Here is a 13745-nt window from a genome sequence, read left to right on the forward strand (position 1 = left end):
GGGGGTTCGCGCCCCGGCCGGGCTCGGGGTTTGGTGCGGGCCGGGGCGGAGCCCTTGCAGCTGCGCGGCCCTTTTTGCGGTGTTGGGGGGGGGCCGCGGGGCCCGGGTACTCCACCGCCGGGGGCGACTTTCGCCAGCACGCCGCAACCCACCCCGCAATAGGGGCAGGTGGTCCTCACCTCGCGCGCTTCGCCCAGTTCCATGCTTCAGGCCGCGCGGCTGGCCAGCGCTTTCAGCGCAATGAACAGGAGCTCGCCCTCGATCCGCACAGGAATGGTGCGCACGGCGCCCTCGTCGGCGCCGAGCGCCTTGCCCGTCTCCAGCGAGATGACCCAATTGTGCAAGGGACAGGTGACGGCGGTGCCGTGGACGATGCCTTGGCTCAGCGGCCCACCTCTGTGCGGGCAATGATCGTCGATGGCATAGACCTGATCGTCCTGCGTGCGGAAGACGGCGATCTTGCCCTCGGGTGTGTCGACGCAGCGCGCGCCACGCCGCGGGATGTCGGAGAGTGAGCCGATCGATATCCAGTCCATTTTGATCACTCCGCCGCCTGCGCAAACCCGACAGAAGCCATTGGCCGGAACTCGTGCTTGTCCTTGCCGGAGACGCGTTCCGACCACGGGTCGACCTGGGCGAATTTCTGGCTGAAGACGAAGCGCTCGTAATAGGCCTTGCGCTTTGCACCGTCGTCCATGATCTGGCGCTTGATCTCGGGGATGCCGATGCGCTTGGCCCATTTGTAGATGCGCTCGAGATAGCGGCCCTGCTCGCGATACATCTGCGTCAGCGCCACGATATGCTCCAGCGCCTCGTCCTCGGTCTTGACCAGGCCAAGCACTTCGGTGCCCTTGATGTCGAGGCCGGCGGCGCCGGCGAAATGGATCTCGTAGCCACTGTCGACACAGATCACGCCGACATCCTTGCAGGTCGCCTCGGCGCAGTTGCGCGGACAGCCCGACACCGCCATTTTGACCTTGGCCGGGGTCCACGAGCCCCACATGAATTTCTCGATGCGAATGCCGAGGCCGGTCGAATCCTGCGTGCCGAAGCGGCACCAGTCGGAGCCGACACAGGTCTTCACCGTGCGCAGGCCCTTGGCGTAAGCATGGCCTGAGACGAAGCCGGCCTGGCCGAGATCGGCCCACACCGCCGGCAGATCCTCCTTGCGGATGCCCAGCATGTCGATGCGCTGGCCGCCGGTGACCTTGACCATCGGTATCTCGAACTTGTCGACGACGTCGGCGATGGCGCGCAGTTCGGCGGCGTTGGTGACGCCGCCCCACATGCGCGGCACCACCGAATAGGTGCCGTCCTTCTGGATGTTGGCGTGGACGCGTTCGTTGATGAAGCGCGACTGATAGTCGTCGGCGTAATCGTTCGGCCAGTCGCAGACGAGGTAGTAGTTGAGCGCCGGCCGACATTTTGCGCAGCCGCAGGAGGTCGTCCATTCCAGCTCCTGCATGACGGCGGGAATGGTCTTCAGGCTCTTGGCGATGATCAGCCGGCGCACCTCGTCATGGCCGAGCGTGGTGCAGCCGCACATCGGTTGCACGGCGGCCGGGTTGTATTTGTCGCCGATGGTCAGCACCATCAGCTTCTCGACCAGCCCGGTGCACGAACCGCAGGAAGCCGATGCCTTGGTGTGGGCGCGCACGTCGTCGAGCGAAGCCAGGCCCTTGGCCGTGATCGCGCCGGTGATCTTTCCCTTGCAAACGCCGTTGCAGCCGCAGATTTCCGCATCATCCGGCAAGGCTGCAACGGCCGCCATAGGGTCCAGCGGGGCACCCCCCTGGTAGGACTGGCCGAAGATGAGCGTGTCGCGCATCTCCGATATGTCGGTCTGCTTCTTCTTGAGATCGTTGAACCAGGCCCCATCCGCCGTCTCGCCATAAAGCACGGTGCCGATGATGCGGTCGTCCTTGAGCACAAGGCGCTTGTAGACGCCGGCGGCGGCATCGCGCAGCACGATCTCCTGGCGGTCCTCGCCTTCGGCGAAGTCGCCAAGCGAGAACAGGTCGATGCCGGTGACCTTGAGCTTGGTCGGCGTGTCCATGTGGACGAAGGCCGCTGCCTCGTTGCCGGCCAACTGGTTCGCGGCAACGCGCGCCATCTCGTAGAGCGGCGCGACCAGCCCGTAGACCTGGCCGTTGACCTCGGCGCATTCGCCGAGCGCGTAGACGTCGGGGTCGTTGCTGCGCATGCCGGCATCGACGACAATACCACGATTGACGGCTATGCCGGCCTCCTTGGCCAGCGCCGCATTCGGCCGGATGCCGACCGCCATCACCACCAGCGTTGCCGGGATGATGGTGCCGTCGGCAAGCTCCACCTGCCCGACCTTGCCGTTGCCGGTGATCGCCTGGGTGTTGGCCTTGGTGATGACCTTGATGCCGCGCTGTTCCACCGCGCGCTGCAGGAGATAGCCGGCGGCTGGATCGAGCTGACGCTCCATCAATGTCGGCATGACATGCAGCACGGTGACGTCCATGCCTTGGGCGTTCAAACCTGCTGCCGCCTCCAGCCCGAGCAGGCCGCCGCCGATGACCACGGCCTTGGCGCGCGACTGGGCGGCAAGCATCATGGCCTGAACATCGTCGAGGTCGCGATAGGTCAGCACGCCCGGCAGATCGTGACCGGGCACCGGAATGATGAAAGGCACTGATCCGGTGGCGATGACGAGCTTGTCGTAAGGCTCGGTGACGCCGTGGTCGGAGGTGACGGTCTTGGCCGCCCGGTCGATGGCGACGATCTTGTGACCCTTGTAGAGGGTGATGTTGTTGGCGATGTACCAGCCGTCGCCGTGGATGATGATTTCCTCATAGGCCTTTTCGCCGGAGAGAACCGGCGACAGCATGATGCGGTCGTAGTTCACCCGCGGCTCGGCGTTGAAGATGGTCACGGTGTAGCGGCCCGGCGCCTGTTCGAGCAGATGCTCCAGCATGCGCCCAGGGGCCATGCCGTTGCCGATGATGACGAGCTTTTCGGTCATGGCGTTACTCCGCGGCTTCGACGAAGCGATGACGTTCATAGAGGAACTTCAGCACCGCTTCGCGGCAGCGCAAAAAGGTGCGGTCGGAAGAGAGTTCGACGCGGCGACGCGGCCGTGCCAGCGGCACCGCAAGCACCTCGCCGATGGTCGCCGCCGGACCGTTGGTCATCATGACGATGCGATCGGACAACAATACCGCCTCGTCGACATCGTGGGTGATCATGATCGTCGTCGAGCCGAGCCTGGAATGGATGTCCATGACCGCGTCCTGAAGATGGGCGCGCGTCAGCGCGTCGAGTGCACCGAACGGCTCGTCGAGCAACAGGATCTTCGGCTCCATGGCAAGCGCCCGGGCAATGCCGACGCGCTGCTTCATGCCGCCCGATATTTCGGCCGGCCGCTTGTCCTTGGCATGGGCCATCTGCACGAGATCAAGATTGCGCATGATCCAGTCATGCCGTTCGGTCCTGCTCTTGGAACGACCAAAGACTTTCGACACCGCCAGGCTGATGTTTTCGTAGACGGTGAGCCATGGCAGCAGGCTGTGGTTCTGGAACACCACGGCGCGCTCGGGTCCGGGGCTGTCGACCTCCTTGTTTTCAAGCAGCACGGCGCCGGCGGAAACCTTGGTCAGCCCGGCGATCAGATTGAGCAAGGTCGACTTGCCACAGCCGGAATGGCCGATGATGGAGACGAATTCGCCCTTGTCGATGGTCAGCCTGATGTCCTTGAGCACCTCGCTGACCTGACCGCCGCGGGCAAAGGATTTGTCGATATGGTCGAGCTTCAGATAGGCCGTCATCGCCCTCTCCTCACTTTGCCGTTGTGCCGCGGGTGACGAAAGCGCCGACCGCAGCGACCAGGCGGTCGAGGCAGAAACCGGTGACGCCGATATAGGCGAGCGCGACGATGATGTCGGGCAGCCGCGACGAGTTCCAGGCGTCCCAGATGAAGAAGCCGATGCCGACGCCGCCGGTCAGCATTTCGGCGGCGACGATGGCGAGCCAGGACAGGCCGATGCCGATTCTGAGGCCGGTGAAGATGTAGGGTGCGGCGGCCGGAACCATGATCTTGACGAAGAATTCGAACTGGTTGAGCCGCAAGATGCGTGAGACGTTGCGGTAGTCTTCCGGAATGTTTCGCACGCCGACGGCGGTGTTGATGATGATCGGCCAGATCGAGGTGATGAAGATAACGAACAGCGCCGACGGGCTGGAATCGCGGAAAGCAGCCAGCGACAGCGGCAACCAGGCCAGCGGCGGCACGGTGCGCAGTATCTGGAACACCGGATCGAGGCCACGCATGGCCCAGATCGACTGGCCGACCAGGGCGCCGAGCGCGACGCCGACGATCGCCGCCAGGCCGAAGCCGATGGCGACGCGCTGCAGAGAGATCAGCACCCGCCACGCAAGGCCGATATCCTGCGGGCCGTTGTTGAAGAACGGATGCGCGATCAGGTCATAGGCCTCGTTCCACACCTGGCTGGGCGGCGGCAGGCTGGCGGTCGGCGACGAGCAGGCGATCTGCCACACGACCAGCATGAAGGCGATAACGATGACCGGCGGCACCAGGGCGGTGGCCAGCCTGCCGGCGATCGCGATCGGGTCGAAGCGGCGCCGCGCTTTGGCGGTGAAAGCGATGACCGCGGCAGGCTTCGCGGGGAACGCCTTCACCGTGGTTTCCTCAATGGCTTGGATGGACATGTCTGAGTATAACTCCGGGGTCGATGCGGGCGACAAGCGGCGAAGCGCCGTTGCGCTGGGGGCGACAAACGGCGCAACGCGCCGTTTGCGCCGGTCAAGCCGATGCCTTGATCTTCAGGCTGTCGAGATAGGCCGACGGGTTGGCCGGGTCGAAAATCTTGCCGTCGAAGAATGTCTCGACGCCACGCGACGACGAGGCCGGAATATCGGCTGCGGCAACGCCGAGATCCTTCGCCGCCTCGCGCCAGATATCCTCGCGATTGACCTGATCGACCAGCGTCTTGATGTCGGTGGTCGGCGCGAATTTTCCCCAACGGATGTTTTCGGCGAGGAACCAGCTGTCGTGGCTCTTGTAGGGATAGGAGACGCCACCCTTCCAGAATTTCATGTAGAGGTCAGTGCCGGTGGCCACGCGGCCATTGCCGTAGTTGATGTCGCCCTTGAGGCGGCCGATAATGTCGGCGACAGGCACGTTCATCCATTGCCGCTTGCCGATGATGGCGGCCATCTCGTCCTTGTTCTCCGTGGCCTCACACCATTGCTGGGCCTCCATGACGGCCATCACGATCGCCTTGGTGGCGTTCGGGTATTTGTCGATGAATTCGGCGCGGAGGCCGAGCGCCTTTTCGGGATGACCCTTCCACAGTTCGCCGGTGGTGGCGGCGGTGAAACCAACGCCCTGGTGGACGAGCTGTTCGTTCCACGGTTCGCCAACGCAGAACACGTCCATGTTGCCGACTTTCATGTTGGCGACCATCTGCGGCGGCGGCACGACAATGGTCGAGACGTCCTTGTCGGGATCGATGCCGCCGGCGGCAAGCCAGTAACGGAGCCACAAATCATGGGTCCCGCCCGGGAACGTCATGGCGGCCTTGATTTCCTTGCCGGCCGCCTTCTTGGCGGCGAAGGCGTCCTTCAGCTTGGAGGCGTCGAGCCCGACACCGGTGCCGGCGTATTCCTGCGCAACCGAAATGCCCTGGCAGTCGTAGTTGAGCCGCGCCACGATAGCCATCGGCATCGGCTGGTTGTTCTGCGTCACCTTGCCGGTGTGCATGAGATAGGGCAGCGGCGTCAGGATGTGAGCGCCGTCGATGCCGTTGGCTTCGCCGCCGAGCATCAGATTGTCGCGCGTCGCGCCCCAGGAGGCCTGCTTGATCACCTCGACGTCGGGCATGCCGAACTTGGCGAACAGCCCCTTCTCCTTGGCGATCATCAGCGGCGCCGCGTCGGTCAGCGCGATGAAGCCGAGCTTGGCGCCGGTGACCTCCGGAGCGGTCGTGGCGGCATAGGCGCCCGAGGGGAAGAGCTTGCGGGCCGCCACGAACAGGCCGGCCGTCATGGCGCTGCTGACAAGAAAATCGCGGCGCGTCACATCCTTGAGCGATGTTCCCGTCCCGATCCATTTTCCTATTTTTTCTTTCATCGTGATCTCCGGTTGAACGCTTCGTCGAGTGGCCCAAAACAAAAAAGCCGCCGTCCAGGCCTCGCGCGTCCGTACATCCGGGATCGCGTCGTTGACCTGAGCGGCAGCTTTGCCTGTGGCGCCCGCCATTGGACGCCTGTTCCGTGACCCGCGAAGGGTCTGGCTAATTCAAAGCAGGAACCGTGCCAGTTCTGAGTGAAACGAAAAACCTAAATGAAATCAACATTACGCGCCAGACGCCGGCACGTGAGGCGACATCGCAAGCAGGTCAAAGATTGTTCATTACAGCAATCGCACGCACATTTTTTGTGCAATGCACAAGAATGGCGCGAGAATGATCAGGCTTCCGCGCGAGCGACTTTCTGGCGCGCTATATAGCCGTCGATCTCGTCGGGGTCGAAGGTCTGACCGTCGAAGAAGCCGTCCGGCCCAAGCACCAAGCCTGCCCCAGTCGCACCGACAGCCGTGGCGACCTTAAGCGCGCCCTCGACCTTCGCATTGGCGCCGGGAAGTGCAACGCCAAGCGGCTTTAGCGCCGAGCGGTAGAGGTCCGGACGGTAGCAGTCACGGGCGATAGCAAGGTTTTCCGGCGTGTGCTCGACATGCCCCCAGCGCACCATCTGCGTATAGAACCACAGCGCATGGCTCTTCCACGGAAAGTTCGCCGCCTTGTCGAAGGGCAGGAAGAAGTCGTCGACATCCAGTTCGGCGCCGCCGCCCAGTTCAAGATGGCCGGTCAGGATCGGCATCTGGACAGCTGGTGGCAGGCCCAGGAAGCCAGCTTGAGCCATCACACCAGCCAGTTCGGCGTGGTTGCCCGGATCCTGGCACCAGCGCGCCGAATGATGCAGCGCGCGCAGCAATGCTGCCAGCGCGACCGGGTTCTCCTGCGACCAGGCCTTGCGCACGCCGATCACCTTCTCCGGACTGTTGCGCCACAGCAGCGCCTTGACGGTGACGATATGGCCGGTGCCGGCGGCGACCGAGGCGCTGTTCCAGGGCTCGCCCACGCAGTAGCCGTCGATCCGCCCGGCGACCAGCGCATCGGCCATGAAGGGCGGTGGCACGATGACGATCTCGATCTCGCGCTCCGGATCGATGCCGCACCCGGCAAGCCAGTAGCGCAGTTCGTAATTATGCCCCGAATGCGGGTGCACCACGGCAAAGCGCAGCGGATCGCCGCCAGCCCCGGCGCGGTCGCGAATGAAGGCACCGAGGGCTGCGCCCGCGCGCGCGGGCTCGAGATCGGGTATGGCGCCGTGTGCCGCCATGCCTTCCCAGACGGCGTTGGAGATGGTGATGCAATTGCCGCCAAGCCCGAGCGAAAACGGCACGATGGTCTCGGAAGCAAGCGGCGTCAGCCCGAGATTGCAGGCGAGCGGCATCGGCCCCAGCATGTGCGCCAGGTGGAAATGGCCGATGGCGATGCGGTCGCGGATGTTGGCCCAGGAGGTCTCGCGGTGCAGTGTGAGATCGATGCCCTCGCGCGCGGCAAATCCAAGCTCACCCGCCGCAACCAGCACGGCACTGTCGAAGAGCGGCATGAAGCCGGCGGTGATCTGGTGCTCGGCGCTCATGCTCATTCGTCCTCCGACGGCCCGAGCAGCCCGGCGGCAGTCACCAGGCTCTGGGCAATGTCGCCGATCTTGCGGTTCTGGTTCATCGCCGTCTTGCGCAGCAGCGTGTAGGCGGCCTCTTCGGTCAGGCCGCGCGACTTCATCAGGATGCCCTTGGCACGGTCGATCACCTTGCGGCTCTCAAGCTCGCCTCGAACCTCTTCCAGCTCGCGCGCCATGCGCGAGAAAGCGTTGAAGCGGCTGACCGCCATGTCCAGAATCGGCTTGACGCGCTCTTGCCTGAGGCCGTCGACGACATAGGCCGAAACGCCGGCATCGACCGCCGCTTCGATCGATGCCTGGTCCGATCGGTCGACGAACATGGCGATCGGCCGCTTCACCGCACGCGACAGCTGGAACATGTTTTCCAGCATGTCGCGGTTCGGGTTTTCCAGGTCGATGACGATGACGTCCGGCTCGATCTCGGCGATCCGCCGCGCAATGCCGGTCACGTCGTGGATGACGGTGACCCGCTCATGGCCGGCCTCGCGCAAACCTGCCTCGATGATCGCGGCGCGGATACGGTTTTCGTCGATGACCAGGACGGCGAGTGAGCTGCGGACCATGCGCGCATTGTGGGCAAGGTCGCAAAATTGTGCAATGCGGCATGGTACCAGGCTCCCGCCGCGGAGCAACCGACGACCGACAATGACCCGGTCTAGGTGGTCGGGACAAGGAATGCAGCGCAACGCTGGCACTGGTGATGACAGCCTTGCCGGTCGCCTGGTGCCCTACCCAACGGTCTAGGTGCGATGAGACTTGCACCGCAACATCGGCTTGTTAAAGGTGGGGGCAACGACGGACATAGCTGTCCTTGCTCGCCGATCTGACCGGAAGGTTACCGCACGATGCTGCTCATGAAACGACGATTGGGGGCCAGGGAGCCGGCGCGCCCAGCACGGCGTCCCGGGAACCTGACGGCGATGTTCGTCCTGATAGCCGGGCCGCTCGTCCTTGGCATCGCCCTCCTGCTGGCTGGCCCGGCACAGGCGCAGTCACCGGCCGCCGTCGCGCCCGACAAGGTCAAACAGCTGTTCGAGCTTCTCGACGATCCGTCGGTGAAGGCCTGGGTGGCCGAGCAACGAAATCCGGCCGCTGGATCAACGGAAGCGCCTGCCGAGACTAGCGCTCCGCCGGCCGACGCCGTGGCCGCACCGGGCCAGATGAATACTATGGCATCCTCGACGCTCGATCGGATCAAGCATCACATCGAAAAGATCGTGCGAACCTTGCCTTCGCTGCCGGACCAGTTCGCGCGCGTCCGGGCCAATACCATGGACGATATGTCCAGCAAGGGCCCCGTCAGCATATTGGTGCTGATTGCGATCTTTATCGCTGCCGGCCTGGCGCTCACCTGGGCAATATACAAGCTCACCCGTCCATTTCGTCTTTGGATCATCGCGCAACCCAGAGATACGCCCATCGGGCGGGCCAAGAAGATCGGCGGCCGCACGCTTTATTCCAGCATGATGATCGGCTCGTTCGCGCTGGGCAGCGCCGGTGCGTTCATGCTGTTCGACTGGCCAGCGCTCATCCGCGAGATTGTGCTGACATTTCTGATGGCTGCGGTCTTTACGTGGGCTGTGCGCCTATACGTGATGGCCACACTCGTCCCTTCTTTCATGGAGGTCGAGCACGCCATCGAGGTTCGTGCCCTGCCGATCACCGACGGAGCTGCTGACCATTGGGCTTATTGGCTGCCCCGGATCGTCGGCGTTTTCGCCTTCTTCGCCGCCGCGTTTGTCCTCTTGCCGGGTCTCGGCATAGACCAGGACGGAATGATGGTCCTGTCCGTCGGCGCCGATTTCATATTGCTGTTGCTCTTCCTGCTGGCCATTTGGCGTCGGCCAAGAACGCAGCGAGACGGCGCGCGCCACAGCGGTCACACGGCAGTGACATGGTTGTTGACGGCTTATTTCGTCGTTCTGTTCCTCGAACGCATTGCCGGCCTCTACACATTCTTCTGGTTTACCTTCACCGCATTCTTCCTGCCTTTGGCAATTGTGCTGACAGAGCGCGGGGTTAATTTCGTCCTGCGGCCCGGTTCGGAAGATGCCGGCCGGCCGACGATCCCGGCGGTGACGATCGCTGTCATCGATCGCGGTATCCGGATGATTTTCATCCTCGCGGCGGCTTACCTTCTCGCACGCGTACTGGGCCTGGACATGCAATCCATGCGCGGCAGCGATACGACCACCATGCTCATATTGCGCGGCTTGATCAACGTCGTGGTCATTGCCCTTGCTGCCGATTTCGGCTGGTCGATCATCAAAGCCTTGATCGAACGAAAGCTGGGCGTCGCGATACCGCAAGCGGTGGTGAGCGAAGAAGACATCCTCACCCTCGATCCGCATCAGGCGCGGCTGCACACGCTGTTGCCGATCATCCAGAACATTCTGCTAGCAGTGATCATCGTGATGGCGGTGCTGATGATGCTCGCTTCGATCGGCATCCAGATCGGCCCGCTGATCGCCGGCGCCGGCGTCGTCGGCGTCGCCGTGGGTTTTGGCGCGCAAACCATCGTCAAGGACGTGATCTCTGGCGTGTTTTATTTGCTCGACGATGCTTTCCGTGTCGGCGAATACATTTCATCGGGCAGCTACAGGGGTACGGTGGAGAGCTTTTCGCTGCGCTCGGTGAAGCTGCGCCACCATCGTGGTCCGCTGTTCACGATACCTTTCGGTGAACTCGGCGCCGTGCAGAACCAGAGCCGCGACTGGGTCACCGACAAATTCAACATCACCGTTGGCTATGACACCGATATCGACTTCGCCCGCAAACTGATCAAGCGAATTGGCCTGGAACTGGCGGAAGATCCGGAGTTCAAACACTGGGTGATCGAACCGATCAAGATGCAGGGCGTGCAGGAGTTCGGCGAGTACGGCATCGTCTTGAGGGTCAAGGTCACGACCAGACCTGGAGGCGCCTTCAGCATGAAAGGCAGGTTCTTTTTGCGCCTCCGACAGGCCTTCAAGGAGCAGGGCATCGAACTCCCATTCCCGACCGTCCACGTCCAGGGGCTGCAAGACCCGCATGCGACAGAGAATGCGCCTTTAGAGATCACACCTGAATTACGAATGGCCGTCGCCCAGTCGCACACCAATCGGCGCAGAAAAAAAGCCGGCACAACGGAGTAGGACGCCGTGATACCCGCCGGTCGCAACACGGCTTTCCGCGCAATGCCTGGACCCACGACGCTAGTCGGAACTGCCGATAGCGGTGACGCGATCGCCGCCAACCAGCACCAGCGTGGCGTTTCTGAGGCCAAGCTTGACGAAAAGAGCAGATACGCTGGCCTTTCCGCGAGGCTCAGAGCGCAATCCAGGCGGTCTTGAGGTCGACAAATTTCTCCAGCGCATGCAGCGACTTGTCACGGCCGAAACCGGACTGTTTGACGCCGCCAAGCGGCACGGTGATATCGGCTCCGCCATAGGTGTTGACGTGGACGACACCGGCGTTGATGGCGCGCACCATGCGATGGGCCGTGGAAAGATTGGCGGTCCACACCGCCGAGGCAAGTCCGTAGACAGTGGAGTTGGCGAGATGCACCGCCTCCTCCTCGGTCTCGAAGCGCATCACGCCGAGCACCGGTCCGAACACCTCCTCGCGCGCCAACTGCATCTCTTGCGTCACGTTCTCGAAGATCGTCGGCGCCATGTAGCTGCCGCCGGTCTCGGTCAGTATCCGTTCGCCACCGGCGACGAGACGGGCGCCTTCGGCTTGCGCCATGGCGACGAAGCCGAGATTCTTGTCCAGCTGTTCGGCGCTCGATACCGCACCGATATCGCTGGCGAGATCGAGCGGGTCGCCGACCTTGAGCCGCGTGGTTGCCGAGACAAGTTCGTCCATGAAAAGATCATAGACCGACGACTGGACGAGCAGACGCGAGCCCGCCACGCAGACCTGGCCTGAATTGCGAAAGATGCCGTTGGCCGAGACGACCGCCGCCTGCTTCAGGTCCGGAGCGTCGGCAAAGACGATGTTGGGCGACTTGCCGCCAAGCTCGAGGAAGACCCGCTTCAAATTGGAACGGGCGGAGTATTCGAGCAGCCGCCGGCCGACCGGCCCCGATCCGGTAAAGGCGATGGCGTCGACATCCATGTGGAGGCCAAGCGCTTCGCCGGCGACAGCACCATGCCCGGTAACGACGTTGAACACGCCTTCGGGAAGTCCAGCCTCGCTTGCGAGTTCGGCCAGCCGCAGCAAGGTCAGCGAGGCGATCTCCGGCGGCTTGACGACGACGCTGTTGCCGGTGGCCAGTGCGGGCGCAATCTTCCAGGCGCCGATCATCAGCGGGAAGTTCCACGGCACGATGACGCCGACGACACCGAGTGGCTCCCTGTGGATCAGCCCGAGCACATTGTCGGCCGTCGGCGCGATCTCGCCATAGACCTTGTCGATCGCCTCGGCGTAGTAGCGGATGGTGCCGGCCGCCGACAGTGGCTCGGCCTTGTAGGCCATGCCGATCTCGGTGCCGTTGTCGCGCACGCCAAGCACGACCAGCTCGTCGACATGTTCTTCGATCAGCTCGGCAAATTTCGTCAGCACCTTCTTGCGAAAGGCAGGGGCGGCGCGCGACCATGAACCCTTCTCGAATGCTTTTCGCGCCGATCGGACCGCGCGATCGATGTCGGCGGCATTGCCGTCGGCGATGCTGGCAAAAGGGCGGCCGTCGATCGGCGAAATCACCGCCAGCGTCGCGCCGCTCGTCGCTGCGGCCTGTACGCCATCGATAAACAAGCCCCGCTCGCCGATCTCCGTCTTGCGCAACGCGTCGATGGCATTCTGGCTGATCATTGGTGGCGGACTCCCAGGGAAACATACAACGTGGTTGGCGCTCGGAATTCCCAGCCGCGAAACACCGGCACCTTGCCCGGCACCAGGCTGAGATCGGGGAAGCGCAGGAGCAGCAGCCTTAATGCAAGGCACATCTGCTCGCGCGCGAAAAACCGGCCCGAACAGAAATGATGACCAAAGCCGAAGGCGGCATGATTGCCTTCCCTGCGGTTGATGTCGAAGCGGTCTGGATCGGCAAAGCGGCTCTCGTCGCGGCTTGCCGAGGAGACAAGTGCAGCGACCGCGGCGCCGGCAGGGATCGTTACGCCGCCAAGCTCGACCGCCCGCGTCGTCTGCCGCGTCTGGGTGCCGATCGGCGCCACCCAGCGCAAGCCTTCATCGACAGCCCTGGGCACAAAGGTCTCGGGATCGGCGAGCACCTGCCGCAATTGTTCGGGATGCGCAAGCAGGCCGGCGAGGATCGAACCGGCACCATGTCCGGGCTCCTGCATGCCGCCAAGCAGGATGACCTTGATGCTTGGCATCAAGAAATCGATCGGCCGCGTCGTGCCTTCCGGCATGCCGTCATGCAGCATATGCGACAGCGCCGATTCGTCGGGTGCGCGCGCCAGTCTATCCAGAGTCGGCCGGATGGCTGCGCCGACCTCGGCGCTGATCGCGTCGGCGATCTCTTGCCGCTTCGGGTCGTTCTCGAAATTGATGGCGCCCTGCGCAAGGCCATAGAACCAGCGGCGCAGCGTCGGCATGTCGATGTCGGCAAGGCCAAGCGAGCGCGCCAGGCTGAGCGTCGACACCGGCTCGAAATAATCCGCCATCAGCTCGGCGGAGCCTTGTTCGGCGATCCGGTCGAGAAAAGGTTCGGCAATCGACCGTACGAGATCGCCGGCATAGGCGGCGACGGTGCGCGGCCGGTATTTCGGATCGACGCCTTGGCGCAGCTGTCTGTGCGTTTCGCCGTCGGTGGTCAGGATGGTCGGCTTGCCGAACGAGCGTTCGACCGGAGACGTACCGACGACGGCGGAGAAGATGTCGGGTGACTTTGCGACGGTCTCGACGTCCTTCCAGCGGGTGACGAACCAGAGATTGACCGCCGGCACGAAAGCGACAGGCGCACTGCGCCGCAGTTCCGCATAGATCGGATACGGATCGGCTTCCAGCGCCTCAACGGTGATGCTCTCGGCAAAGCTCAACGCCGTTACTCCCTTGCGATGGAA

General features: G+C 63.4%; 11 protein-coding genes. 1 reads left to right on the plus strand and 10 read right to left on the minus strand.

The annotated features are described in order from the left end of the window. The 8 genes from NKJ88_RS29325 to NKJ88_RS29360 form a co-directional block, all read right to left on the minus strand. On the minus strand, positions 1-203 hold a 203-nt coding region (locus NKJ88_RS29325), incomplete at its 3' end, for a hypothetical protein (RefSeq protein WP_352446543.1). 3 nt (positions 204-206) lie between these two features. Continuing rightward, on the minus strand, positions 207-536 hold the full coding sequence (gene nirD / locus NKJ88_RS29330) for a nitrite reductase small subunit NirD (RefSeq protein ID WP_023686954.1): 330 nt from the start codon (positions 534-536) through the stop codon (positions 207-209). A gap of 5 nt (positions 537-541) precedes the next feature. Continuing rightward, positions 542-2992: a nitrite reductase large subunit NirB gene (gene nirB / locus NKJ88_RS29335; RefSeq protein WP_023708118.1), complete on the minus strand. Its 2451-nt coding sequence runs from the start codon at positions 2990-2992 to the stop codon at positions 542-544. A gap of 4 nt (positions 2993-2996) precedes the next feature. Then, the gene (locus NKJ88_RS29340) at positions 2997-3794 is read right to left on the minus strand and encodes an ABC transporter ATP-binding protein (RefSeq protein ID WP_023682696.1); all 798 of its coding nucleotides are present in this window, start codon (positions 3792-3794) and stop codon (positions 2997-2999) included. A gap of 10 nt (positions 3795-3804) precedes the next feature. Then, the gene (ntrB, locus tag NKJ88_RS29345) at positions 3805-4695 is read right to left on the minus strand and encodes a nitrate ABC transporter permease (protein ID WP_023682697.1); all 891 of its coding nucleotides are present in this window, start codon (positions 4693-4695) and stop codon (positions 3805-3807) included. A gap of 94 nt (positions 4696-4789) precedes the next feature. Then, positions 4790-6118, minus strand: coding sequence for a CmpA/NrtA family ABC transporter substrate-binding protein (locus NKJ88_RS29350; RefSeq protein WP_023667844.1), 1329 nt, complete (start codon positions 6116-6118; stop codon positions 4790-4792). A gap of 338 nt (positions 6119-6456) precedes the next feature. Beyond that, positions 6457-7695 (minus strand): CmpA/NrtA family ABC transporter substrate-binding protein, encoded by a 1239-nt coding sequence (locus NKJ88_RS29355; protein WP_031199262.1) that lies wholly within the window; start codon positions 7693-7695, stop codon positions 6457-6459. Positions 7696-7697: 2 nt separating this feature from the next. Next, positions 7698-8300 (minus strand): ANTAR domain-containing response regulator, encoded by a 603-nt coding sequence (locus tag NKJ88_RS29360; RefSeq protein WP_023667842.1) that lies wholly within the window; start codon positions 8298-8300, stop codon positions 7698-7700. Positions 8301-8582: 282 nt separating this feature from the next. Here NKJ88_RS29360 and NKJ88_RS29365 point away from each other — a divergent pair, with 282 nt between their 5' ends. Then, positions 8583-10871 carry a mechanosensitive ion channel family protein gene (locus tag NKJ88_RS29365; RefSeq protein ID WP_245260038.1) on the plus strand — a complete coding sequence of 763 codons (2289 nt, stop codon included), beginning with the start codon at positions 8583-8585 and terminating at the stop codon, positions 10869-10871. Positions 10872-11043: 172 nt separating this feature from the next. On the opposite strand, the gene NKJ88_RS29370 is transcribed toward NKJ88_RS29365, so the two are convergent. Together NKJ88_RS29370 and NKJ88_RS29375 are read right to left on the minus strand one after the other, a co-directional pair. Further along, positions 11044-12531, minus strand: coding sequence for an aldehyde dehydrogenase (locus NKJ88_RS29370; protein WP_023818585.1), 1488 nt, complete (start codon positions 12529-12531; stop codon positions 11044-11046). Further along, positions 12528-13721: a cytochrome P450 gene (locus tag NKJ88_RS29375; protein WP_023823563.1), complete on the minus strand. Its 1194-nt coding sequence runs from the start codon at positions 13719-13721 to the stop codon at positions 12528-12530. Before NKJ88_RS29375 ends, NKJ88_RS29370 begins: the two co-directional genes overlap by 4 nt. Positions 13722-13745 lie beyond the last annotated feature (24 nt).

This window comes from Mesorhizobium sp. M0016 (genome assembly GCF_040324035.1).
GTDB lineage: Bacteria > Pseudomonadota > Alphaproteobacteria > Rhizobiales > Rhizobiaceae > Mesorhizobium.

What these genes read in the sequence shown, in the direction of transcription:
- nirD (WP_023686954.1), bottom strand. Translation starts at nt 536, where the DNA reads ATGGACTGGATATCGATCGGCTCACTCTCCGACATCCCGCGGCGTGGC.
- nirB (WP_023708118.1), bottom strand. Translation starts at nt 2,992, where the DNA reads ATGACCGAAAAGCTCGTCATCATCGGCAACGGCATGGCCCCTGGGCGC.
- NKJ88_RS29340 (WP_023682696.1), bottom strand. Translation starts at nt 3,794, where the DNA reads ATGACGGCCTATCTGAAGCTCGACCATATCGACAAATCCTTTGCCCGC.
- ntrB (WP_023682697.1), bottom strand. Translation starts at nt 4,695, where the DNA reads ATGTCCATCCAAGCCATTGAGGAAACCACGGTGAAGGCGTTCCCCGCG.
- NKJ88_RS29350 (WP_023667844.1), bottom strand. Translation starts at nt 6,118, where the DNA reads ATGAAAGAAAAAATAGGAAAATGGATCGGGACGGGAACATCGCTCAAG.
- NKJ88_RS29355 (WP_031199262.1), bottom strand. Translation starts at nt 7,695, where the DNA reads ATGAGCGCCGAGCACCAGATCACCGCCGGCTTCATGCCGCTCTTCGAC.
- NKJ88_RS29360 (WP_023667842.1), bottom strand. Translation starts at nt 8,300, where the DNA reads ATGGTCCGCAGCTCACTCGCCGTCCTGGTCATCGACGAAAACCGTATC.
- NKJ88_RS29365 (WP_245260038.1), top strand. Translation starts at nt 8,583, where the DNA reads ATGCTGCTCATGAAACGACGATTGGGGGCCAGGGAGCCGGCGCGCCCA.
- NKJ88_RS29370 (WP_023818585.1), bottom strand. Translation starts at nt 12,531, where the DNA reads ATGATCAGCCAGAATGCCATCGACGCGTTGCGCAAGACGGAGATCGGC.